The following is a 22,489-nucleotide window of genomic DNA, read 5'->3' on the forward strand; positions in this document are numbered from 1 at the left end:
CCGTATAATGCCGCAGCCAAATGCAAAGGCGATTGCCTTTGACTGCTCCAGAAGGTACCAATGAAAACACTTATCACATTAGTATTAGCATTCGTGCTGTACTCTGCTTCCTGCCTCGCGACAACAAGGTCGAATGATTATGAAAAAGCCTTGTCGCTGTATGATGAAGGAAAGTATTCCGAGGCAGAAATCATAGTTAAAAACAGTCTTCAGGTTAGCCCCGAATACCTTCCAGCAAGGCTATTATTAGGCAAAACACTCTTACAGCAAGGTAAAGTCCACGCTGCTGAAAAAGAGCTTTCTGTGTCGTTGGATATGGGCGCAGATGGTCAGATTGCCGTGTTCCCCCTTGTTAGAGTAAAACTATTGCTAGACAAGCCGGAAGAAGCCATCGCTTTGCTAGCGCGGTATGCCCCATTAAACACTGAGCCCGATTACTATTTATTAATGGGCAATGCCTACACAGCCCAGGCAAATTATACTTTAGCAGAGCAAGCCTACCAGACAGGACTCTCTGCACACGGAAACCTAGTGACGCTATTAACCGCCAAGGCCTCGCTTCATAAAGCTCAGGGCATGCCTGAAAAAGCACAATCCACTGTCAAACAAGCACTTATACAATCGCCCAATCACATTCCAGCTCTATTACTCCAAGCAGAGTTATCAAAAGCCGAAGCACGCTATGGCCATGCAACGGCGCAATATCAGCGCATACTAGAACGAGAACCCAATAATCATAACGCACTGTTTGGGTTGGCCAGTGTACTTTTGGTTCAGGATAAGATAGCCCAGGCTTTGGTATTGTCGACACAGCTGCGAAAAGCGGTGCCAGACAATCCTTATGCGAAGCTACTTCATTCTTCTCTGTTAACCCTTCAGGGTGATGTGGAAGAAGGTAAAGAGGTGCTGAGAAGCCTGTTAAAACAACTGTCTAACTTGCCTGATGACAAAAGAATGAGCAAAGAGGCATTATTACTGGCAGGCGTAGTAGATTTCATGAACCAGCATTTTGAGCAGGCCAGAACCAAGTTACAGCGCTACATTACACAATTCGGAGAAAATCCTCTGGCACGCAGAAATCTTGCTGCGATTGCACTGCGAGACGGCGATTTTGCACAAGCAGAAATGCATATTCAGCATGCCTTGGGCAACCAGTCTGACGAAGTTGAACTACTGCTGCTTGCTAGCGCTATCTTCAAGCAAACAAAGAAACCAAGAGATTATTTGCAGTTTGCTGAAGGGTTATTTGGCAAACACGCTTCGGTTCCACTGGTAAGAGATACTTACTTACATGCCCTTTTATCCGCGGGCGAATTGGGCAAAGCAGAAGCACTGCTGAGCAATGGCCAAACAGCTTCATCGCTTCCAAATCAGTTGCTATTTGGTTATTTATTACTACAGCAAGGCAAGCTTGAAAAAGCGACAGAAGTCACGCAATCGCTGTTACAGCGAGCACCGAGTAAAGTTGAAGTACTGCAATTGGCGGGAGAATTGTCGCTCAAGTTAGGGCAAAAAGACGATGCCAAGAAATTTTTTAATCATGCACTGCAACTGGACGAAAGGTTTAAACCGGCTTTATTGGCGCTGGCGGGCATGCACCTACAACAGGGAGAACGCAATAAGACAGAAAGTTACTACCGGCAAATCTTGGATGCTTTCCCCCGCGATGTTGATGTGCTGCAGCTGTATGCAGATTTAGCAGTATCCACAAATCAGTATTTGCTTGCCATTAAGCTTTTGGAAAGTTTGCCTGCGCCACAAAATGCCACCCGGGAAAATGCCATGGCATTGTTGTCGCTCTATATCGCGACTGAACAGTTTGAACAGGCAGAAAAGACAGCAGCTTTGCTCGAAGACATTGCGCCTTTCAATCAGGATTTTCTTTTAGCTCGGAGTCAATTAGAAGCAAAAATAGGTAAGCCAGAAACAGCAAAAAAAACATTACGTCTATTATTTGGGCTTATCTATGACCAGCCAGATGAGTTAGAAAAACTTGCACTGCTGCAGCTTGAACTGAACGACACAGAAGCATGCAGCACTACTCTCGAAAGGTTATCAACCCTCCGACAAGCCCCCTCGCCTTACTTAAATGCAAAGCTCAACCTTGCATTGGGCGACTATGCTTCAGTAAACAAAGCGATAGAAAACGCCTTGGAAAATACGCCATCAGAGGCATGGCAGACCCTAAACGCAGAGAATTTGCTTGCCCAAAACAAGGTTGATGCAGCCCTGCCCGTTGTCAAAGCACTCTTTAACCACTACCCCAAAAGAGCCCACCTCCAGTTGCTGGCACAGCTATACGCCACAACACAGCAAACGGATTCGCTTATTTTGTTATTGGAAAGCTGGTTAGCTGACAATAAAAATGACACATGGGCTGTCGCGCAATTATCAGCACTGTTTGAAAAACAAAGTAATATTGCGGCAGCAAGGCAAGTATTAGAAGCTTATCCCAACCTAAATGCTCAGCCGTTATTTTTGAATAACCTTGCAACCTTGTATCAGGCGGACGATCTTACCAAAGCAGCTGAACTCGCAAATAAGGCTTATAAACTTGCGCCTGACTTCGCCCCGATTAACGACACCTTAGGTTGGATTCTGGTGCAACAAGGAAACCCTGAGCAAGGCTTAGATCTGTTGCGGCAAGCACTAGCTAAGAACAGTACCAATCCGACTTATCACTACCATCTGGCCATTGCGTTGGCGAAGCTTAACCGCATGGATTCGGCCAAAACGTCAGCAACAACTGCATTATCGCTTAATCAAACCCATTCATTGGCAGAAGAAGCCAAAGCCATTCTCAGACACTGACGATGCGCGATACCTTTTAACACCTACCATGAAGAAAAAATAACCAGACAACGTTGTCATTTTATTTAAAAGTCTGATAGAATCCGCCGGATTTTTAACCAAACCACATTATTGACAGAGGATATGATGCGCCTGTTTGTACTCTTTTCAGCCTTGGTAGTTAGCACTTGTGCTATGGCTGACAGCATTGATTTGGGCCAAGCCAGTCAATACAACGCTTTTATTAAACAAAACTACACGGTTAAATCGTCAGATGTTGAAGGGCGAGTTGCCGTGGGTGGTGACTTAAATGTTGTCGGTGGTTACGATATTGGCACGCACACGGCTAATTTCGGAATGGGTGATGGCCCTAACCTTGTAGTTGGTGGAGATATTAATAAGTCAGGCCCTGGCTCGCTGAACGTCTATCAGTCACATTCATGGAACCAGGCGGGCACCACTGTAGTAGGCGGTGAGGTGAATTTGTCTGGCGGTTCAATTGAAAGTCAGTTTGATACAGGTACAGACCTGCCAGTCAATTTTGATTCTGCTTTTACCCACCTCGAAAACCTCTCTGAATCATTGGCAAATCGCACTGCGTATGGCGATGTTGGCGTAGAAAACTGGAAATTAGACTTCTCATTCGACGCTAATCTTGTGCCAGAAGACGGCGTTTATGTGTTTAACGTTACGCAGGATATGTTCAGAACAGACTGGTACATCAACAGCCAAGGACTAGCTGATGACGCCACTATCGTATTTAACATCTCAAACCCGGGTAGTAATTCGGTTGACCTGTCACAGTCGTCAATTTTTATCAATGACTACACTGATCCCTTTAGTAGTTACTTCACTGCGGGCAGTGACAACCAGGACCCCGGGTTTCAAGTATTGTATAACTTCCACAATGTTAGTGAGCTAACCATAACCTCTGATTTGTACGGTACTGTGTTAGCGCCTACCGCCGATATTACGTCAAATACTGTGCCTATTTATGGCCAGGTAATTGGTAAATCATGGCAAGGTGAAACACAAATCAACTACAATCCGTTTGACCCAGTTACCGATGTTGAGCACGTGTCCGAAGCACCGACTATTCTACTCATTGCACTGGCGTTGGCATTTGTCTTCAGGCGTTCACTGAGTAAAATTCGGACAACATGCTGGGCCAGTGCTAGAGCACTAGCCGTCCAGTATTGATAAGGCCGATAAAAAGCCCAGCATAGCCCGCGACTATCCCCAGTATAAGGCACGCTCTACTCAAGTTAGCGTGCCAAAATCTCCCGCGGGATTTCACTCCCTCGTCAGATTCAATAAGCAACTGAGAACGTCTGCTCAGAACATAAAGCCCTGCAGAAAAAACGGTAAACGCGCTAATCGGCGCTGCGGCGCCTTTGGTAAATTCATAAGCCGTAGACAGAAGTATACCGCTTAATAAAATCCAAACTATGGTTAAGTTGCGCAGTTTGAGCAACTGCTTCTTTTTGCTCTCGGAGTGCATGTTCTTAAGTGGAAATCGCGCACTTAGAAAGACCACAACAGCCGCAAAGGCTGACGCAATAGCCGCGCCACTCAGCAACCAACTCCACTTTGTCAGACCCGTTGCAGTTGCACCGCCTGTTGCAGCCGAAGCCGGTGCACTCATCGTTAGGTTTGCCAACGTCATTGCGGTAAAGGTCACCGCTGGCGCCGTTGCATAGATGGCGCTTCCCATCTTGGTTAATGCATCTTGCTTCAACACCTCTCTTGCCCGCGACAATTTCTTACGTACTGCAGCTTCTGAAATTGATAGCAGTTCAGCAACTTGCTTGCTGGACATCTCCTCCCGGTAATACAAAAGAACCACTTCTCTGGTCTCTTCGGGTAGATTGTCTACGAGTTGTGCTACCACTTTTTTCATCGTATCAGTTTCGTAGTACTCTTGAGGATCTTGATCCTGCGCGCAATAAGAGGCGAGTAACTCATCGGCCTCGTCACCTCCAATACGTTTGGAAAGCTTGTTGTCTCTTATGTAGTTAAGCGCTGTATAGCGGGTAGATTGCCTAACCCAAGGTAAAAAGCTATTTTCACTTTTGAGAGAACTCAGGTTTTGCCAACAATTAATGTAGACCAACTGTGCCACTTCCTCACTGGCATCTACATCTTTGATAATAGTAAGGGCCAAGCTGCTAACCATATTTCGCGTGTGATTAATTAACCGTTCAAACGCTTTGAGATTGCCAGTCTTAGCTTCGATAACATCGGCGGCGAGCGTATTCATGTTGCCTTCTCTCCTTTCCTTAGATTACATGAAGCTTGCTATCTGTGACGCCACCCACTCTGGCGCCTCCCACATCATAAAGTGCCTGGCATCTCTATTCATCACAAGCTTTGCTGTAGGCGCCTGAGAAACCTGTTGTTGATATAAACGCTCAGCAAATTGATGTTCTTGCTCGCTGGAAAATGCGCCACTGGCACCTAACACCAATATAGGTGTTTGCGTTGTCGTAAGATCTTCCCGTAAATCAGTGGTCATTAACTCACTAATCGCAATACCAACGGTACGTGGATCTGAACGCTCTGCCATTGCCAATATTTTTTCCTGAGCCTCTTCGTTCCTAGCTTGGATATACACGCCATTGCGGGTGCTTTCCCGTACCTGTCCTGGCGAGAGTGCGGCATAATACTGTCTCATCTGTTCAGCACGTTGTCGCATATCTTCTGCCTTAGTCTGAGGATCACGGGTGAAAATAGGTGATAGGAATGGCAACCCATCAACCGAGACCACTTTACCCACGGCTTGAGGATAATCGACAGCGAGCTTGAGAGCAATAAACCCGCCAAGGCTATGTCCTACTATTAGTGGCGCTTGTAAGTCGTTTTCGGCAATATAGCGGGCTACCTCGCCCACTACCCGGTCAATAGACCAGTTCTCTATCGGCGCTGAACCGGCAAAACCGGCTATTGATATCTGGTGCACCTGGTGTGCTTGTTCAAACTGCTCTGCAAAATCGTCCCACACAGAGCTATCTGACATCAGCCCAGGAATAAAAAGAATAGCGGGCCCCTTTCCTTTTTGTGAAGCCGTGAAGGTCTCCTGGGCTGCAATAGAAAAGCTGGCAATAAGAAAGCCAATTAACAGACCAATTAACTGATACTTGTGATAGTGTTTAGCGAGGTGTTGATTAATAGTTGTCATGTGATTAATGTCCTTTGTACTTAGTGTTATTACTTAGTAACCACAGACGATAAAAGTGTGACTAATTTTTTTTTGCGATTTTACCTAGTAGCTTAGCTAGACGATGTTGCTCCTTCTCTGTAAGGCAAGACAGAATACTATTCACAGCAGATTCATGCGTTTTCAAGGCCTCTTCTATGACCTTCTTACCGCTTTTGGTTAATGACACCTTTACACTTCTTTTATCCCTTTTGTTGCTCACTCGGTTAACCCAGCCTTTCTTGGCGAGCTTGTCAATTCTAGATGTCATGGAACCCGAAGTAACATGTGTCAGTTCAATGAGCTCATTGGGCGTCAATGCGCAGTCAGGTTGTGCGTGATAAAGCGCGGCTAACACGTCAAAACTGGATTTCTTAAGATCAATCTCTGAAAAAACGTCATCGAGCTGTTTGGAAACAATTTTACTACCAAATAGCAAACCCTGGAGCAGAGCAGTTTGAACAAAAAAATCAGCCGACTTAGCCATAAAAACCTTAAATTATATCAACTTCCAAAAAACGCTTACCTTGATATCAAGATAGTTTTGCATTATATTTATCTTGACATCAAGATTTAAGCAACCCTCCAATGGAGGAAAAAACATGAAAACAATGAATACGCTTCATTCAAGCTCCCCTGTTAGGAGCACCATATCTTACTACAAAGCCTGCGGAATCAGACTAACGATCGCGGCTGTACTCGTGACAGCGTTAATCGCTAAATTCTTCCTTCAGCACGCAAATTAACACACGGCAATAATATAGTGGCATAAAGGAGAAGACCATGTTTCTAAAGCGCTTTTTTAAACGTCGTTATCCCTATGCGCCCATCGCATATCTAGGTAGAAAAAATGTGGAAAAAGTCCTAGACGCTAAGATTAAAAAGCTTAAAAACACTGAATCCGGCGCACAAAAAAGTTGAGAAAAGCGCATTGATAGACTAAACCAATGTGTTATTGATGCTTCATTTGGTATTGTTTTTGTGCGCAATCTCTTCGTTTTCTTGTTTTTTTTAAGCGTCAGCGCACTGGCACAACAGCCCTTCCAAACGCCAGAACACCCAAGGACTCTGCGATATTTTGCTGCCGATCAACAAACCTTTCTGTTCGTCACCGACGTCCTTAAGCTGGCGTTAGAAAAAAACCCTACTCTCTCTGACGTTCACGTCGAAACACTGCATCATGTTGAAAATAACGAGGGACGAACCTTGTCCCTGCTAGACAGGAATATTATTGATATATTCTGGGAGGGTGCATCTGACCAAAGGCAGCGTAATTATGCGGCTGTTCGATTTCCGTTAGTTAGGGGTCTATTGGGCTATCGAAATTTTTTAACTCATAAAGATAATCTGCCGATGTTTCAAAACATCACCGAAAACACCTTAAAGAGTATGGTCGCTTGTCAGGGGACCAGTTGGCCAGACACGGACATCCTGACCGAAAATGGCTATACAGTTGCAACAGCAAGCAAGTATTTGCAATTAGTAAGGCTAATTAACATTAAACGATGTGACTACTTCCCCCGCGCCGTGTATGAAGGGTTAAATGAAATTAAATGGCTCGAGGACAAATACCCAGACATTCGATTAGTTCGACATGTCATGCTGTCATACCAATTTCCAATCTACTTTTTTCTGCGCAAGTCTGACCAAAAGTTAGCTGAGGAAATTGAGAAGGGACTTTACCTTGCACTCGAAGATGGCAGCTATCAGGCCCTATTCCGTTCTCACGCATCAATGCAATACCTGTATCCTTTATCACAGTGGCAGCACGCCACTATTTTTCGTTTAAACAACCCGTTATTGAGTGAAAAAAACCCGACAGATACACGTCTATGGCTGTCATTAAAATGATATATCAAAAAATCATTTCGCGGTTTTGTGTTCCACTAATTTTTGCAGCAGCTGCTCAATCCTATGTACACTTTCTGTTAGCGCCACTATATCACCATCACGATTTGTCGAGTCACTTACCACAGGCGAGGAAACAGAAAGTAGCGCATCTTTTTGCTGCAATATGGTCTCTCTAAACATTTCAGCGTCTTTTATGCCAAGCAATGATACTAGTGCCCCCTCTCCCGATTGCCCTGCGGTTTCGAAACTCAACTGCTGAAGATCAAACGCTCTCATTATGGGGCCCTGAATCAAGGCTACATCAGTAATTTTTTCTAACGGAATAGATTTTTCGACTTTATTAAAGACGCCCCGTTTAACGACCAGCTTTCTCTCATAAAGGTTTGCAGACATGGCTTTCAATACACGGCCACTTATGAAGAAAGCCAGTGGTAACGTAACGATGAGTAAAGGAATACCAATAACCGTAAAGCCAGATACAATGACGACCATTAGCACCCAATAGGTCTTTACCGAAGGGTTGAATTCTGCAGTTAACAAAATGCGTTCTTTCATCAGGGGTTACTCTTTCTTTTTTTAACAGCCTACAGCCAACCCTTACTTCTTGCAATTCGCGCTGCCTCAATACGGTTTTCTGCACCCAGTTTACTTGCGGCATTTGACAAATAATTGCGCACAGTTCCCGATGATAAGAACATGCTATCTGCTATTTTTTCTGTGCTCATTCCCTCGCTTGCAAGCTTAAGTGCCTTGCGTTCCTTTTCACTGAGCGGGTCTATGTGTTCTAGGGCGTCAATGACCAATTCAGGGTCGACGACTTTTCTACCTTGAAATACCTTCCGTATCGCCATAGCTAAATCATCACTGGATGCATCTTTCAACAAGTAACCTTTTACGCCAGCTTGCATTGCTCGTTTCAAATAACCAGCGCGAGCAAACGTTGTCAGCACTATGACCTTGGTTTTCAAACCCGCGACTTGAAGGTGTTCTGCCAACTCAATACCGGTCATATTTGGCATTTCTATGTCAGTCACAACGATATCTGGCAGTGTCGCCTTTGACATTTCAAGCGCCTCAGCACCATCCCTAGCCTGCCCAATGATCTGAAAATCGTCTTCAAGTTCAAGCAACGATGCCAATGCGCCTCTTAGCATATTTTGATCTTCTGCGATAATGATGCTAACTGTTTGTTGCGTCATACGGGTACCCTTAAGATTAGCTGGTATCCATGTTCAAATGTCAAACGTAGGCTCCCTCCACAGGACTCGGCACGCTCTTGCACCCCTTTGAGGCCATTCCCCATGGTCAATGATTCGACTTTTCCGTTGTCAGAAAATGACAGCACAATGTCATCTCCTTCTTCAAATAAATTAATAGTGCATTCAGACGCGTTACTGTGACGCATAACATTGGTCACCATTTCTCGTAAAGCTAGCGTAAGCGTCTTGTTCACCTCTCCCTTTGGGACCTGTGCTCTCATATCTGTATTGAGCGCAATATCAGCATTCTGAAATACGACTTTGGCATTGGCCAACTCTGACGTAAAGTCCCTGTTTTTAAATCCCGTTACCGCATCCCTTACGTCACTTAATGTCTCACGGCTTATCGTCTCGAGCTCCTTTAATTCTTTCTTTGCTCTTTCAATGTCTTTGTCGATAAGCTTGTTGGCTAATTGCGTTTTCATTGTGATCATTGATAGCGTATGACCAATCAGGTCATGTAGGTCACGAGCAATCCTTTCTCGCTCAGCCATAGCCGCCACTTTACTCAACTCTTCTTGAGACAATTTGAGCAATCGGTTTTTGCGGTTAATTTCAGTCTGATAGATATTAATTCCACCTATGACTGTGGAAAAAAACATGGTCGGATAAGTGAAATACCAACTCAGACTATTGAGGTAAGCATACCCACCCACATAGCTCACAATAACGCCGATGACTAACATGGCGGTTTTAGGTGGTCCCACTTTAAATGCAAATGCAGAAGCATAAACAAAAAACACCGACGCACCGGTATTTTCAAGTGCTACCACTGAACCAATCACGCATATAAGCATGATGGACAATAAATTCCGTCTCACATCATGCTGCCAGTGAGTCCAGAAATAAATGACAAGGAAACAACCAGCACCAATCAACGTGATCAACCAAGTACTCAGCGGAGGCGCGTAAAAGAAAAAAGGAATAAACAAGAACCACATATAGACTAGCAAGACATAGGGCAGATAACCTTGCCCTGAGTCCTGAGGTAGCAATTTATGGTGAATCTTGAGCCACATTGATTGACTACTCATGGTTGTAATTCGCCTTGATTAATCATTACAGTTAAACCACTTCAAAGCCAAGGCCGTAAACAAAAGAGTAAAGCACAGCAAGGCCATGACATGTAACCACAGGCTTTGCCCCACATCAAATGCCTGAATTTTTAACACCAATTGAGACAAATGATAAGCCGGCATGAATCCTGCGAAATCTTGTATGACCGCAGGCATCATTTGAATGGGCAACCAAAGGCCAGAGAGAAATGCCATCGGCAAATAGATTACATTCACAAGCGCACCTGCAGCCTGAGCTTTGGCTTTTAAACCCAAACAGATGCCCATTGCGCAAAAGGGTATAGTACCCACGATTAATACCAACCAGGTGCCTATCCACTGCCCTGCAGACAAGGAAACACCACCAAGCAATGCCGCTATCAGAAACATAGCTAATGTTATGATTGATGCAAAACCCATGGCCGTTAACGCTTTGGCGATAAAATATATAATCACGGGCATTGGACTGACTTGTTTCAGTGTTAACAAGCCTTTATCTTTTTCTGTCGCCATATCGGCACCGAATGAAAACAATGCGGGGCCAATAACGCCAAAGACTGCATAGGTTGCCAAAAGATAACCTGACACTTTCTCGGCGTCGTTTTCACCATTCATACCGGCAAATATCACACCAAAAAATAAATAAAACATCAGAGGAAACGACAGGCTAGGCAATACAAATCCCAAAGTACGCCATGTTTTCAGATTTTCAGTCTTAGTTTCCAAATATACTATTTTCATACGGTGAGTTAATTGGCTCATACAGCAACTCCCAACGTTAATTTTGAAACCCTATCAACCGCGTCTTCAAGTGAAATCGGTTTGACTACTAAATCGTTAAAGGGGACCTTATGTTTGACTAGGTTCGTTATCAGTGTCTCCGGGACAAGGGTTTGCACGCTAAATGTTTTTCCCTGTTGTTGTATTGATTGTTCACCTATTGCGGTTATGAGCGCATCAAGGGTGTGTTCAGAAACAAACTGCACTTCGCGATACTTTATTTGCGCTTTTATTGAAGACGTAGTGTCGTTTAACACCACTGAGCCGCGATGGAGCAATACAACCTGGTCTGCTAAGGCCTCTGCCTCATCCAGATAATGGGTCGTCAGAATAATGGATTTACCCTGAGACTTCAGATCGTTGATGCATTGCCAAAAGACACGTCGCGATTCAGCGTCCAGTCCGACCGTGGGCTCGTCTAAAATAAGGGCGTCTGGGTTACCTAAGAGGGCGAGGGCAAACAATAGCCTTTGTTTCTGCCCTCCCGATAACACGCCAATGGGTTGTTCTAAAAATGTACCAATTTTGGCTGATGCAATAACCTCTTCAAGTTCGAGTGGATGAGTATAGTAGGCAGAAAATAAGCGTAGCTGCTCGATAACTGTTAACTTATCAGGTAAGGATGCAGACTGAAGCATAACACCGATTCGATGCTTAGCCTGAAAAGAGCCAGGGCGATGCTCTAGTATTGTTATACTGCCTTGGTCGGGCTTGAGCAGACCTAGAATCATAGAAATCAATGTCGTTTTACCGGCTCCGTTTTCGCCCAGTAAAGCCAGCAACTCCCCCTTTCTCAGTTGAAAGCTGATGTTCTTTAATACTGCAACCTTATCGAATTTCTTACTAACACCAACAACGGAAATGATTTCGGACATGGCACCCCCTTTAAGATTGAGTACCAGTGTGACTTACGCTAACAATACAAGTAAGAGTGTTTTGTCATCAAACAAAGATGACAATTGTCATACGTCGACTTCTTCGCGAGTCTTGCTGAGTGTGAACCTGAAGTTTGCCCCACCCAGTGATGATGGTTGGTAGCTAATCGTGCCGCCTAAAACCTGAGATACCAAATTGAAAACGATGTTCAAACCAAGACCGACATGGCCTTTATGTCTAGCGAGTGTATAGAAGGGGTTAAATACTTTATGTTGTTCTTCACTGGAGATCCCTACACCATTGTCTTCTACGGTAACCGAATAGTAGTCTTCAAATTCGTTCAGAGTAACTTTAACCACCACTGAGGATCAAATCGCCGTGCCTAATGGCGTATTGAGCTCGTGAGCGAGGCCCACTACCAGAACAGCATGCTGAGTTTCATCCATGTTTATAAGGCTCTTATTTTGATATTTTTGAACCACACAGGGTCGCTGTGATCCTGTAAACCGATATGCCCGTCATGTGCCGATGCAAACCCTTCCCAGGTCGAAAATTTACTATCAGCAACTAACGTCTTCCAGGTTGAGCTGCCTATCACAACACTGGCAGTTGACACTCCGTTTTGCCATACCTGAAGATGTCTGTCCTGTAGCCGAATAACGACCTGATTCCATTCTCCCGCTGGCTTGTGTGCACGAGTGTGAGAGGCTACCAACCCATAAACAGACCCTGCAAGATGTGAGTCGACTTTGTTATCTGAATGGCGTTCGTTATCGAGTATTTGCACCTCGGGAGCGCGCGAGTAAATGTACTTACCTTCTTCTGAAACAAGAAAAAAAATACCGCTATTACCCGCTTTTGAAATTTTCCACTCCAGCTTCAGTTCAAAGTTCTGGTAGCGCTTTTTAGTCATTATATCGCCGCCACCCGCGGCTGACAGATGCATCGCACCATTGTCAATGACCCACTTTTCACTGAGACTATTCTTCTTAAAATTTCGCCAATGCCCCAAATCTTCACCATTGAAAAGCAGTTCCCAGCCGCCCTCTTCCTCTTCTTTTGTCAGAGTATTGTCTGCACCACATGCATATGAAGACAATGACAGCATTGCTGTTAATGAAATAGCAGTAATTGCCACGCGTTTAATAAGCGAGTACACGTCTAATTGTTCCCATTTTACTTTTGTTATTTTTTCGTTAACACAATACCCTGCTTCTTGGGCCATCTCAAAAAAATCATCACTACCATCTCAGGAAAAATCCTCATACAATCTCAACTTTAACCTCGCAGTGGGCACAAAAACTTGTCAAAACGTCTGAATAAGTACATCAGTGATTCTGGGTTCTGCTCGCGTCGTGAAGCTGACAAACTCATAGAGCAAAAGCGCGTCACAATTAATGGCACAGTGCCTGAGCTAGGAACAAAGGTAGAAGACGGTGATACCGTTGCAGTAGATAGCAAGGTGATCAGTGCCGTCGCACGAGACAAGGGCGACCGAATATACATCGCCTACAACAAGCCAATAGGAATCACCTGTACAACTGAACGAAAGGTAAAAGGTAATATTATTGATGCCATTAAACATCCTGCACGAATCTTTCCTATCGGCAGATTGGACAAGCCTTCGGAAGGCCTTATTTTTTTGACCAGCGATGGCGACATTGTGAACAAAATTTTGCGTGCAGAAAATGGGCATGAAAAAGAGTATGAGGTGACCGTTAATCAGCCGGTCAGTGAGCGCTTTCTCGGTAAAATGAGTAAAGGTGTCCCCATACTCGGGACAGTTACAAAACCATGTAAGACCAAAGCAATCGGTAAGTATACCTTTTCAATTACTCTCACTCAGGGTCTTAACAGGCAAATTCGCAGAATGTGCGAATTTTTAGGGTATGAGGTGGTTAAACTTAAGCGCGTCAGGATCATGAACGTCACGCTTAAAGGGCTAAAGCCCGGTCAGTGGCGTGATTTAACCGAACGAGAACTGGCTCAAATAAACGCCGCGGTATCGCAATCCAGTAAAACCGCGCAGTCGTAGGCCTTACGCTTTTTTGACAAAATGCGCGGTGATCATCATATCGCCTGCGCCATCTACTTTGCAGTCGAGTTGGTGGTCTTTGCCTTCAACCATACGACGGATTACCGCTTTTGTACCAATTTTTAGGACTAAAGAGCTTCCCTTTACTTTTAGATCTTTGATAAAGGTGACTTTGTCACCTTCAGCAAGTAATGCACCATTTGCATCTTTGATATTCAGTTGCGCTTCTTCAGCCATTTCCTGAGGATTCCATTCAAACCCACATTCTGGACAAATTAACTGACTTTGGTCCTGATAAACGTATTCAGATTGGCATTGTGGGCAAGGTGGTAAAGACATAGCATGAAATGTAATGATGATTGAATTCTTTATGATACCGTCTATTTACTGCTAAAGCCAAAGTTAAACGCCTTCCACTCATCCCGAATATAAATGCCTTTTATTGGCCTTTATTGCCTTGCTATGTTGAAATTTTAAAAAACAGCACACTGAGGTAGCAACATGCAATATACATCTTTTAACCCACCAGCTAGAACCCTAATGGGGCCAGGCCCATCAGATATTTCGCCTCGTGTACTGCAAGCCCTGTCTCGACCTACAATAGGCCATTTGGACCCGCTCTTTGTGGCAATGATGGATGAAGTGAAATCATTGCTTCAATATGCGTTTCAAACTAGCAACCCTATTACGATGGCGGTCTCTGCCCCAGGTTCAGCGGGTATGGAAACTTGCTTTGTTAACTTGGTTGAGCCAGGCGATAAGGTCATTGTCTGCCGAAATGGTGTTTTTGGCTCTCGCATGCTGGAAAATGTTGAGCGTATAGGCGGTACCGCAATTGTGGTCGATTCTCCATGGGGACGGGCGGTCGATGTCAACAAAGTCGAGGATGCGCTAAAGGCCCATCCCGATGCCAGGTTTTTGGCTTTTGTACATGCAGAAACGTCTACGGGAGCACGTTCTGATGCACAATCTCTATGTCAATTGGCACAGCAATATGATTGTCTTAGCATTGTTGATGCCGTCACATCCTTAGGGGGTATAGCATTAAATGTGGACGAATGGGGCATCGACGCTATTTATTCTGGTTCACAAAAGTGTTTGTCATGTACACCAGGACTATCGCCCATTAGCTTCAGTGAAAAGGCGGTACAAAAAATGAAGGCCCGCTCACATAAAGTTCAAAGCTGGTTTTTAGATCAAACGTTGGTTATGGACTATTGGAGTTCTTCAGAGAGTAATAAGGGCAAGCGAAGTTACCATCATACCGCTCCAGTCAATGCGCTCTATGCACTTCACGAATCACTCATTTTGTTGCATCAAGAAGGGCTTGCTGCATCTTGGCAACGCCATGCAGAAATGCACACCATTCTCAGGTCTGGTTTGGAAAAACTAGGTATCGAGTTCATCGTACCGGAACAGGACCGCCTTCCGCAGCTTAATGCTGTTCATATTCCCGAGGGCATTGATGACGCCAAGGTCCGCAATATTATGCTTAACGAATACAATATCGAGATTGGCGCAGGCTTAGGTGGTTTTGCAGGCAAAGCTTGGCGAATAGGCCTAATGGGCTATGGTGCACGTAAAGAAAACATTGCATTGTGCCTTGCAGCACTGAAGGACGCCTTGAAAAGATAAGGGCGTAGGGCTACTGTAGCAGGCCTTCAAAGGGTGTAAATATTAATTTACACCCCCGTACAACAATTTACTTCATTATTTGAATTTTTTCCTATCTGTGTAATCAATTCGTCACACCGGACATTTTTTTATATAGAAGTAGACAATACTCTTGGCAGATGTGTACGAAACAACCATTTTTTAGAGCCTTTTTCCAAGTTTGACCGTCAAATTGAGTCGTTTCATCTCAAATGTGCTATTTCGATTTACGATTTGTAACACAAATACACACTTTCCCGCATTTACAACTGTTCATTTTTTGACCTCTCAGTCGTACAAGGATTGTTTCCTTACCCCAATTAGTTTAAAAGAACAGTGCTGCTTGGTTCTATTCAAGAAAACATATACTAAGACTCCACAGTAGCTACCACTAAAATAATTAGCATAATCAAGGACTAAGTTAATGATTAGCAAAACTTTAATCGCTAAGGCGGTTCAAAGTGCACTACTATTGAGCGCATTTTCGATCAGTAGTTCCCTCAGTGCACAAGAAGAAAACACAAACGAAGTTGAGAAGGAAGAAGAAGTCGTAGAAAAGGTTGTCGTAACAGGTTCTCGTGTTGCTAAGGCCGAATTCTCTTCTGCTTCTCCAGTACAAGTAATTGATGGCGAGTTTGCTCGTGACCTAGGTTTGGTTGACGCGGCAGACTTATTGGCTCAAACAACGGTTGTTCAAGGTCAGCAATTTACCACGGGGTTATCTACCTCTGCTGGCTTGTTATCTGACAGCGGTCCGGGTTCTGCAACCGCTTCTTTGCGTGGTCTAGATCCAGGTCGTACGCTTGTTATGGTAAATGGTCGTCGTCTTGCACCAGCTGGTGTACGTGGCGCGCCAAGTGCTCCTGACCTTAACTTGGTTCCAGGTTCACTTATCCAACGTGTTGACGTTCTTCTAGACGGTGCGTCTTCAGTTTATGGTTCTGACGCGGTTGCCGGTGTTGTAAACTACGTACTAAGAACCGATTTCGACGGTCTTCAGTTAGACTTTTTCACTACCAGCCCTCAAACAGTAAATGGCGGTGGACGTGACGTATTCTCAGCAACTTGGGGCATGAACACTGACCGTGGTTTCATGGGCTTTGCTTTAGAGCACAGCAGACGTGGCGGCTTCACAGAAAGAGACTTCGCCGACTTCTACAGCCCGTATGCGGGTAACTGCCGAAGTGCGGTAACACAAGGTGCAAGTGGCACTTTGTATGAATCATGTACTGGTAGCTTCGGTGCGGGTGCAGTAAGTGGTGCGCCTCAAGGTTTCTTGGGCTTCGAGCCTGGCCGTGTTGAAGAAGGTCTACCACCAGGTTTCTTCCGTATTCCTGTAACTGCAGACCTACTATTGCCAGACAGTGCAAATGGTGCGGCGCTACTTCTTTTCCCTGAAGAGCTAAACGCACAAATGTTCCCTGACTTTGAACGTACTACTTTCTATTCCTATGGTGAGTACTCACCAGAAGGTTGGTATGGCGATGCAACGACTTACTTCGAAGCTTCTTGGGGTATTCGTGACACATACACCAACACATCAGGACAAGGTAACGTTCGTATTTCTGGCGATTACGCACTTGGCAACTTTGGCCAACAAGCAACGCTATACTTCAACAACCGTTTTGAAAACAGAACAGAAGTTGCTCAAACGCGTTTGACGGCTGGTGTTAAAGGTGATCTTCCTTTCCTTGAAGGGCTAGGTTCACTTTCACTATGGACCTATGATGCGTATGCAAGCTACTCGCGCTCTAGTGGTCAAGACAAGGTTAAAGGTATTCCTTTCTTCCCTCGTTTACAGCAGACATTGGAAAATACGCGTATTGACGCTAACGGCAACGCAGTGTGTGACCCGCGTACCGTACCAGGTGTTGGCCAAACCGTTAACTGTCGTCCGCTTAACTTCTTCGATCCGACCTTTATTCTTACTGGCCGTTTCCCTGATCAAGCAGACAACGACTACTTGTTCCCGAACCGTATGACCAACACTATTGTTGAACAATCTTTGTTCAATGCGTTCGTTGCTGGTGAAATCTTTGAGTTGCCTTCAGGTTCGCCTGCTAGCTTAGTGTTGGGTGTGGAATATCGTAAAGATGAAATCCGTACTGATACTGACGCCGGTGCATCTGCAGGTGATTTCCAAGGCTTCTTTGGTGACCCAGGTTCAAACGGTGACCGTACATTGAAAGAGGCTTTCGTAGAGCTTGACTTACCTATCCTAGGCGATATGGACTTCATCAGTGACTTGTCATTCAACTTGGCAGCACGTTACACAGAAGAAGAAAACTTCGGTGAAGAAACTACGTACCGTATTCAGGGTCAGTACGCACCTGTTGAGTACTTCCGTATTCGTAGTTCAATCGGTACATCGTTCCGTGCACCTAACCTAGGTGAGCAGTTCGGCGGACAGGTTACTGGTTTTGAAGATCCAAGTGATCCGTGTCGTGTGCCTGGAATCGCAGTACCGTTTGTCGACCACGACAACGATCCGAACACGCCAGAGATTCGTCTGTACAATCCAGACCTAGACCCACGTGAACAGGTTGTGCTTGACAATTGTCGCAACGGTGGCGGCCCATACGGTCTAGCAGCTACCGATCCTGAAGCATTGGGTACTCGAGGCTTGGGAACACAGAACCCAATCTTCTTCGGTGCACCTACGCAAGTTGCGTCAGGCTCTAACCCTGACCTACAGGCAGAAACCTCTGAGTCTAAAACCTTCGGTATTGTTTTCGAGCAGCCTTGGTTAGAAAGCATCGACTTCAACTTCTCAACCACCTATTTCGAAATCGAAATCGAAAACGAAGTTGACCAGTTGGGTGCAGACACTATCGTTGGTCGCTGCTACAACTCAGTTGGACTAAGTGATGAAGTATGTCAGTACATTGTTCGTGACCCACGTATTGCGGGTGACGCGACGTCTGGTGAAATTAGCTTCGTTGAAGCACTTCAGTTGAACCTTGGTAAGCAAATTGTTGAAGGTATCGACTTTAACATCGACTTCAGCACAGAGTTTAATGCGTTTGACCTAGAAGACAGTGTTGAGTACGGCTTAATTGTTCGTGCTACTAAGATGCTAACAGACGAAGAAGAAGAAATTCGTATTGCTGAAACCTTTATCGACAATGACATGATGGAGTTTGGTAACCCAGAATGGCGTGTTAGCTTGACTAACATCTTCAGTCTTGGTGACTTTAACTTCGTATGGCAGTCGCGCTACATCAGCCGCATGATTGAAGACAATGATGATCCAGAAGATGCACAAACATCATTCTTCAACCCATGTCGTCAAGCGAATGACTTCACTGATGAAGTAGCTTGTTTGTCTTACGACAACCTAGACCCTTACTGGGTGCACGACGCGTCACTAACATGGAGCAGAGACGAAATGACTGTTCGTGTTGGTATTAACAACGTGTTTGATGAAGCGCCTCCGTACACCAACAACAATGCGCTTAGCAGCATTGGTGGTATTGGTTACGACCTAGGTGGCAGAACTGTGTTTGGTAACATCACAGTAGGCTTCTAAGGAGCCGTTTTGCAAGCGCGCCTCTTACGGGGGCGCGTACACTGATTGAACAAAAGGCCTCGCGTATTAATGTGGGCCTTTTTTTTATCGCCCTATTGCAGTATTTAAGTCCCAAGCTTATTTAACAAGGAAGGCTTTAATCGTTAATGCGGCGCAATTTAACATTAAGCAAAAAACAGAGGTTTAAATGCAGATTTTAAAAACACTGTTCACGGTAGCGCTTATTAGCAGCGTGCCGTTTTTCTCTCAGGCCAAGCCTGAGCCCGTGCCCGTTGAAGCCTGGGCAGACACTATGCAGGTACGCGATCTGGATATGTCTCCAGATGCTGAGCGTATGGCCATGCTGATGCGTCGTGAACGCGGCGGACTACCCGAGCTTTTTATATTTGAAACCAGCGATATCAGAGGCACATTGCAAGCTATCCAGCCTGAAGGTTTAGTACCTCAGAGCTTGCGATGGGCAAACGATACGTTCTTAATTGTTAACTTCTACTTTCAAACCGAGAATGGCGGGCGCCCTGTATACCTCAGCAGAACGGCGTCTTACAATGTGAAAACCAAAGAATGGACGTCATTGATTCGCACTACGAATCGCACCAGTATTCGTGATACAGGCGGTAATATCATGGCCCGACTGGGAATTGGTAGGGTGGTGAATATTCTTGCCGACGATCCTGACCACGTGTTGGTTGCTCATAATGAAGAGCGTGGCAGCCCTGCCAACTATTATAAAGTAAATTTGGAAGATGGAACGCGTAGTCTGGTATTAAAAGGCAACGACCGTTTCAGTAGCTATATTTGGGATCGTTCAGGTAATGCTCGCGGCGCACAAGAGTATGACGCCAGTAATGTGGATATTGTTTCGCTTGCTCGTGTGTCAGCGGAAGATGAATGGAAAGAAGTTGGCAGATTACGTGCAACCGCTCGTGATGATTTTGCCGTACTGGGCTTCTTTGATCCTGACAAGCCACATTTAGCGACCATTCGTTCCAACGAGAACGGAAGCAACTACACAGGTATATACACAGTAGATATTCGCAACGGTAAACGCGAATTAATCTTCAAAACCGAAGGCTTTGATGCATTAAGCGTGATACGTTCTCCCAGACTGGCAGACGGTACAAAAGTGGTAGGCTATACCTATGCTGACAAAAAAGGTACACAGCAATATTTTATTGATGAGACCTATGGCCCACTGCACCGCGGATTACAGCAGGCATTCCCTGATCGTATTGTAAGAATAGAACGTGTATCAGAAGATGGAAAAACCTCTCTGATTTATACCACTGGTCCGCAAGATCCAGGCAGTTGGTTCTTGTTGAAAGACGGTAAAGTTGCCCCTGTAATTACGGCATCTACCGAAATCAAAGCGAAATCGTTATCACCTGTAGAAGTGATCACGTACAAAGCAAGAGACGGCTTAGAAGTATCCGGATACGTTACCTTGCCAAACAATATGAAAGGACCATTTCCCACCATCGCTATGCCCCATGGTGGCCCTTGGGTTCGCGATGAATATGGTTACGACCGCTGGGCGCAAATGCTTGCTAACCGCGGTTATGCCGTATTCCAGCCTAACTACCGTGGCTCGACAGAATTGGGTAAATCATTCTGGATGGCTGGTGATAAAAAGTGGGGCCATGAAATGCAGGATGACATTGAAGATGGCATGAATGCATTGGTAGAACGTGGCATTGCTGACAAAGACAAACTTGCTATATTCGGATGGAGTTATGGTGGTTACGCCGCTTATGTGGCCGCGACTCGTGCTAATGACATGTTTAACTGTATCGTCTCTGGTGCGGGCGTTTCTGACCTAACACGCATTCGTGGTGGCCTTTCAGGAAGCAGCTTCCTGCGTTTATTCCAAAAGCCAACTATTGATGGTGTATCTCCGGTAGACTTCACAGACAAAGTGAACAAACCCATGCTCATCGTACACGGTGACTTTGATACAACCGTTCCGGTAGAGCACAGCAGACGCTTTGTAGAGGGGCTTGAAAAAGCAGGCAAAGATTACCAGTATATTGAAATTCCTGATATGGGTCACAGCCCATTGATGTTTGAACAAAATATGCAGTGGTTCCCACAACTCTTTGAGTTCTTTGATACTAAGTGTGGTTTTTAGTAAATATTAACAACACTATCCGATTAAGAAAGCTACCCCCTCTCGCATGAGGGGGTTTTTATATCAAACGTTAAAGCGTCCAATATTTCCAAATAGTCCTTTTGCCGTCTTTTCTACTGAAGACATTACTGATGTAGAACCATTGATCGTTTGCGTGGCTTGTTGACTTAAACTGTGCAAGGAGGACATATTATTATTAATTTCATCAGTCACTTCACTTTGCTCTTCTGTAGCAGTGGCAATCTGATAGATACGCTCATTGGCCAAATCCACTGAGCGGCTAACCGAATCTAACGTTTCTTTTAGCTGGTTGGATAAATCCACAACCTGGACCACTTCTTCATTGCCGGTTTTTATAGCAGTGACAGCTTCACCAACTCTGTTCCCAAGGCCACTCAACATGCGATTGATATCTTCTGTGGATTGCTGAGTACGGCTGGCAAGCGTTCTTACCTCATCAGCGACTACAGCAAAGCCACGTCCTTGTTCACCCGCTCTGGCCGCCTCTATTGCCGCATTGAGTGCCAATAAATTTGTTTGATCTGCGATATCCCGAATCACATCGAGCACTGTAATAATGCTTTTGGACTCATTAGCCAGTTCAGCTATCACGCCGGAGGCATGGCTCATCACGTTAGACAGTGATTCAATCGTTTGAACCGACCGGACCACCGACTGGGTTGATTTTTCGCTTTCTTCTTTAGTATGACGCGTTTCAGTGAGAGCATCTTGTGAATTACGAGCCACCTCGCGAACAGCATGGGTCAATTCAGTGATCGCTGTAGCAATCTGGTCGAGGTTTACATTCTGCTCATTAACGATGTTGATATTTCGTGAAGAAGATTCATTGAGTTGGGTAACTGCACTATTTAAGTCGGTAGAGTCAGATTTAATGGCAATGATGAGTTGCTGTAAATTATCCATTAACCGATTAAATACGTTAGCTAATTCTGCTATTTCATCCTTGCCATTAGCATCTAAACGGCTCTTAAGGTCACCTTCACCGTCACTAATATTACGCATGACGTCGATGAGTTCATTTCACTGGCAATGACAAAGCTCTGACTGGCTGTTAACGCTTGGTATAAGTCTCGGTCTGCATTCAACGATAAATCGATGCCACTCACGAATATTTCAGACAATTGACTCGCTTCATCAGACAGCCGCTGACTACTGCTGATACTGAGCACGCTAATTATAATGACCATCAAGGTAATGATGACCAATGGAATAGCAAACTTTCCGCGTATAGATAACTGGCTTAAGCTAATCATAGACCCACTAATTCGTGTTTTGGTATCTACAAGGAATAGCCTATTTGTTCACAAAATCAATAA

General features: G+C 44.9%; 20 protein-coding genes. 7 read left to right on the top strand and 13 right to left on the bottom strand.

Features of this window, described 5'->3' with window-relative positions:
- Positions 1–60: 60 nt before the first annotated feature.
- Positions 61–2,811 carry an XrtA/PEP-CTERM system TPR-repeat protein PrsT gene (prsT, locus tag DRW07_RS10000; protein ID WP_124027778.1) on the top strand — a complete coding sequence of 917 codons (2,751 nt, stop codon included), beginning with the start codon at positions 61–63 and terminating at the stop codon, positions 2,809–2,811.
- Between the two features lie 174 nt (positions 2,812–2,985).
- A complete protein-coding gene (locus tag DRW07_RS10005) occupies positions 2,986–3,990 on the top strand; it encodes a choice-of-anchor A family protein (protein WP_165870465.1) in 1,005 nt (334 codons plus the stop codon).
- Here DRW07_RS10005 and DRW07_RS10010 read toward each other — a convergent pair.
- The 3 genes from DRW07_RS10010 to DRW07_RS10020 form a co-directional block, all read right to left on the bottom strand.
- Positions 3,965–5,050 (bottom strand): RNA polymerase sigma factor, encoded by a 1,086-nt coding sequence (locus tag DRW07_RS10010; protein ID WP_124027780.1) that lies wholly within the window; start codon positions 5,048–5,050, stop codon positions 3,965–3,967. The two genes, DRW07_RS10005 and DRW07_RS10010, sit on opposite strands and share 26 nt — an antisense overlap.
- Before the next feature lie 24 nt (positions 5,051–5,074).
- On the bottom strand, positions 5,075–5,968 hold the full coding sequence (locus DRW07_RS10015) for an alpha/beta fold hydrolase (RefSeq protein ID WP_124027781.1): 894 nt from the start codon (positions 5,966–5,968) through the stop codon (positions 5,075–5,077).
- Positions 5,969–6,029: 61 nt separating this feature from the next.
- A complete protein-coding gene (locus DRW07_RS10020) occupies positions 6,030–6,473 on the bottom strand; it encodes a MarR family winged helix-turn-helix transcriptional regulator (protein WP_124027782.1) in 444 nt (147 codons plus the stop codon).
- Between the two features lie 494 nt (positions 6,474–6,967).
- Between DRW07_RS10020 and DRW07_RS10025 the strand changes: the two genes are divergently transcribed.
- Positions 6,968–7,837 (top strand): type 2 periplasmic-binding domain-containing protein, encoded by an 870-nt coding sequence (locus DRW07_RS10025; RefSeq protein ID WP_124027783.1) that lies wholly within the window; start codon positions 6,968–6,970, stop codon positions 7,835–7,837.
- A gap of 12 nt (positions 7,838–7,849) precedes the next feature.
- On the opposite strand, the gene DRW07_RS10030 is transcribed toward DRW07_RS10025, so the two are convergent.
- From DRW07_RS10030 to DRW07_RS10060, 7 genes are all read right to left on the bottom strand, one after another.
- On the bottom strand, positions 7,850–8,392 hold the full coding sequence (locus DRW07_RS10030; protein ID WP_124027784.1) for a PH domain-containing protein: 543 nt from the start codon (positions 8,390–8,392) through the stop codon (positions 7,850–7,852).
- Positions 8,393–8,421: 29 nt separating this feature from the next.
- Positions 8,422–9,036 carry a response regulator transcription factor gene (locus DRW07_RS10035; protein ID WP_124027785.1) on the bottom strand — a complete coding sequence of 205 codons (615 nt, stop codon included), beginning with the start codon at positions 9,034–9,036 and terminating at the stop codon, positions 8,422–8,424.
- Positions 9,033–10,130: a sensor histidine kinase gene (locus tag DRW07_RS10040; protein ID WP_124027786.1), complete on the bottom strand. Its 1,098-nt coding sequence runs from the start codon at positions 10,128–10,130 to the stop codon at positions 9,033–9,035. Before DRW07_RS10040 ends, DRW07_RS10035 begins: the two co-directional genes overlap by 4 nt.
- 18 nt (positions 10,131–10,148) lie before the next feature.
- Positions 10,149–10,913 (bottom strand): ABC transporter permease, encoded by a 765-nt coding sequence (locus tag DRW07_RS10045; protein ID WP_124027787.1) that lies wholly within the window; start codon positions 10,911–10,913, stop codon positions 10,149–10,151.
- Positions 10,910–11,806 carry an ABC transporter ATP-binding protein gene (locus DRW07_RS10050; protein ID WP_124027788.1) on the bottom strand — a complete coding sequence of 299 codons (897 nt, stop codon included), beginning with the start codon at positions 11,804–11,806 and terminating at the stop codon, positions 10,910–10,912. The genes DRW07_RS10045 and DRW07_RS10050 overlap by 4 nt, the downstream gene beginning before the upstream one ends.
- An 87-nt stretch (positions 11,807–11,893) precedes the next feature.
- Positions 11,894–12,166 (bottom strand): sensor histidine kinase, encoded by a 273-nt coding sequence (locus DRW07_RS10055; protein ID WP_205665388.1) that lies wholly within the window; start codon positions 12,164–12,166, stop codon positions 11,894–11,896.
- Positions 12,167–12,255: 89 nt separating this feature from the next.
- Positions 12,256–13,032, bottom strand: coding sequence for a 3-keto-disaccharide hydrolase (locus DRW07_RS10060; RefSeq protein ID WP_124027790.1), 777 nt, complete (start codon positions 13,030–13,032; stop codon positions 12,256–12,258).
- Positions 13,033–13,110: 78 nt separating this feature from the next.
- Between DRW07_RS10060 and rluF the strand changes: the two genes are divergently transcribed.
- The gene (gene rluF / locus DRW07_RS10065; protein ID WP_124027791.1) at positions 13,111–13,842 is read left to right on the top strand and encodes a 23S rRNA pseudouridine(2604) synthase RluF; all 732 of its coding nucleotides are present in this window, start codon (positions 13,111–13,113) and stop codon (positions 13,840–13,842) included.
- Positions 13,843–13,845: 3 nt separating this feature from the next.
- On the opposite strand, the gene DRW07_RS10070 is transcribed toward rluF, so the two are convergent.
- Positions 13,846–14,181 (bottom strand): zinc ribbon domain-containing protein YjdM, encoded by a 336-nt coding sequence (locus DRW07_RS10070; RefSeq protein WP_124027792.1) that lies wholly within the window; start codon positions 14,179–14,181, stop codon positions 13,846–13,848.
- A gap of 162 nt (positions 14,182–14,343) precedes the next feature.
- Between DRW07_RS10070 and DRW07_RS10075 the strand changes: the two genes are divergently transcribed.
- From DRW07_RS10075 to DRW07_RS10085, 3 genes are all read left to right on the top strand, one after another.
- Positions 14,344–15,477 (top strand): pyridoxal-phosphate-dependent aminotransferase family protein, encoded by a 1,134-nt coding sequence (locus tag DRW07_RS10075; RefSeq protein ID WP_124027793.1) that lies wholly within the window; start codon positions 14,344–14,346, stop codon positions 15,475–15,477.
- A gap of 442 nt (positions 15,478–15,919) precedes the next feature.
- Complete coding sequence (locus tag DRW07_RS10080) at positions 15,920–19,024, top strand: TonB-dependent receptor domain-containing protein (RefSeq protein ID WP_124027794.1); 3,105 nt, start codon at positions 15,920–15,922, stop codon at positions 19,022–19,024.
- 187 nt (positions 19,025–19,211) lie between these two features.
- Entirely contained in the window at positions 19,212–21,152 is a 1,941-nt protein-coding gene (locus DRW07_RS10085; RefSeq protein WP_124027795.1) for an alpha/beta hydrolase family protein, read from the top strand.
- A 63-nt stretch (positions 21,153–21,215) separates the two neighbouring features.
- Here the strand turns inward: DRW07_RS10085 and DRW07_RS10090 are convergent, their stop codons facing one another.
- Complete coding sequence (locus tag DRW07_RS10090) at positions 21,216–22,175, bottom strand: methyl-accepting chemotaxis protein (protein ID WP_124027796.1); 960 nt, start codon at positions 22,173–22,175, stop codon at positions 21,216–21,218.
- The gene (locus DRW07_RS10095) at positions 22,130–22,426 is read right to left on the bottom strand and encodes a hypothetical protein (RefSeq protein ID WP_124027797.1); all 297 of its coding nucleotides are present in this window, start codon (positions 22,424–22,426) and stop codon (positions 22,130–22,132) included. The genes DRW07_RS10090 and DRW07_RS10095 overlap by 46 nt, the downstream gene beginning before the upstream one ends.
- Positions 22,427–22,489: the final 63 nt, after the last annotated feature.

The sequence above is a fragment of the Paralteromonas sediminis genome (assembly GCF_003820355.1).
GTDB lineage: Bacteria > Pseudomonadota > Gammaproteobacteria > Enterobacterales > Alteromonadaceae > Alteromonas_F > Alteromonas_F sediminis.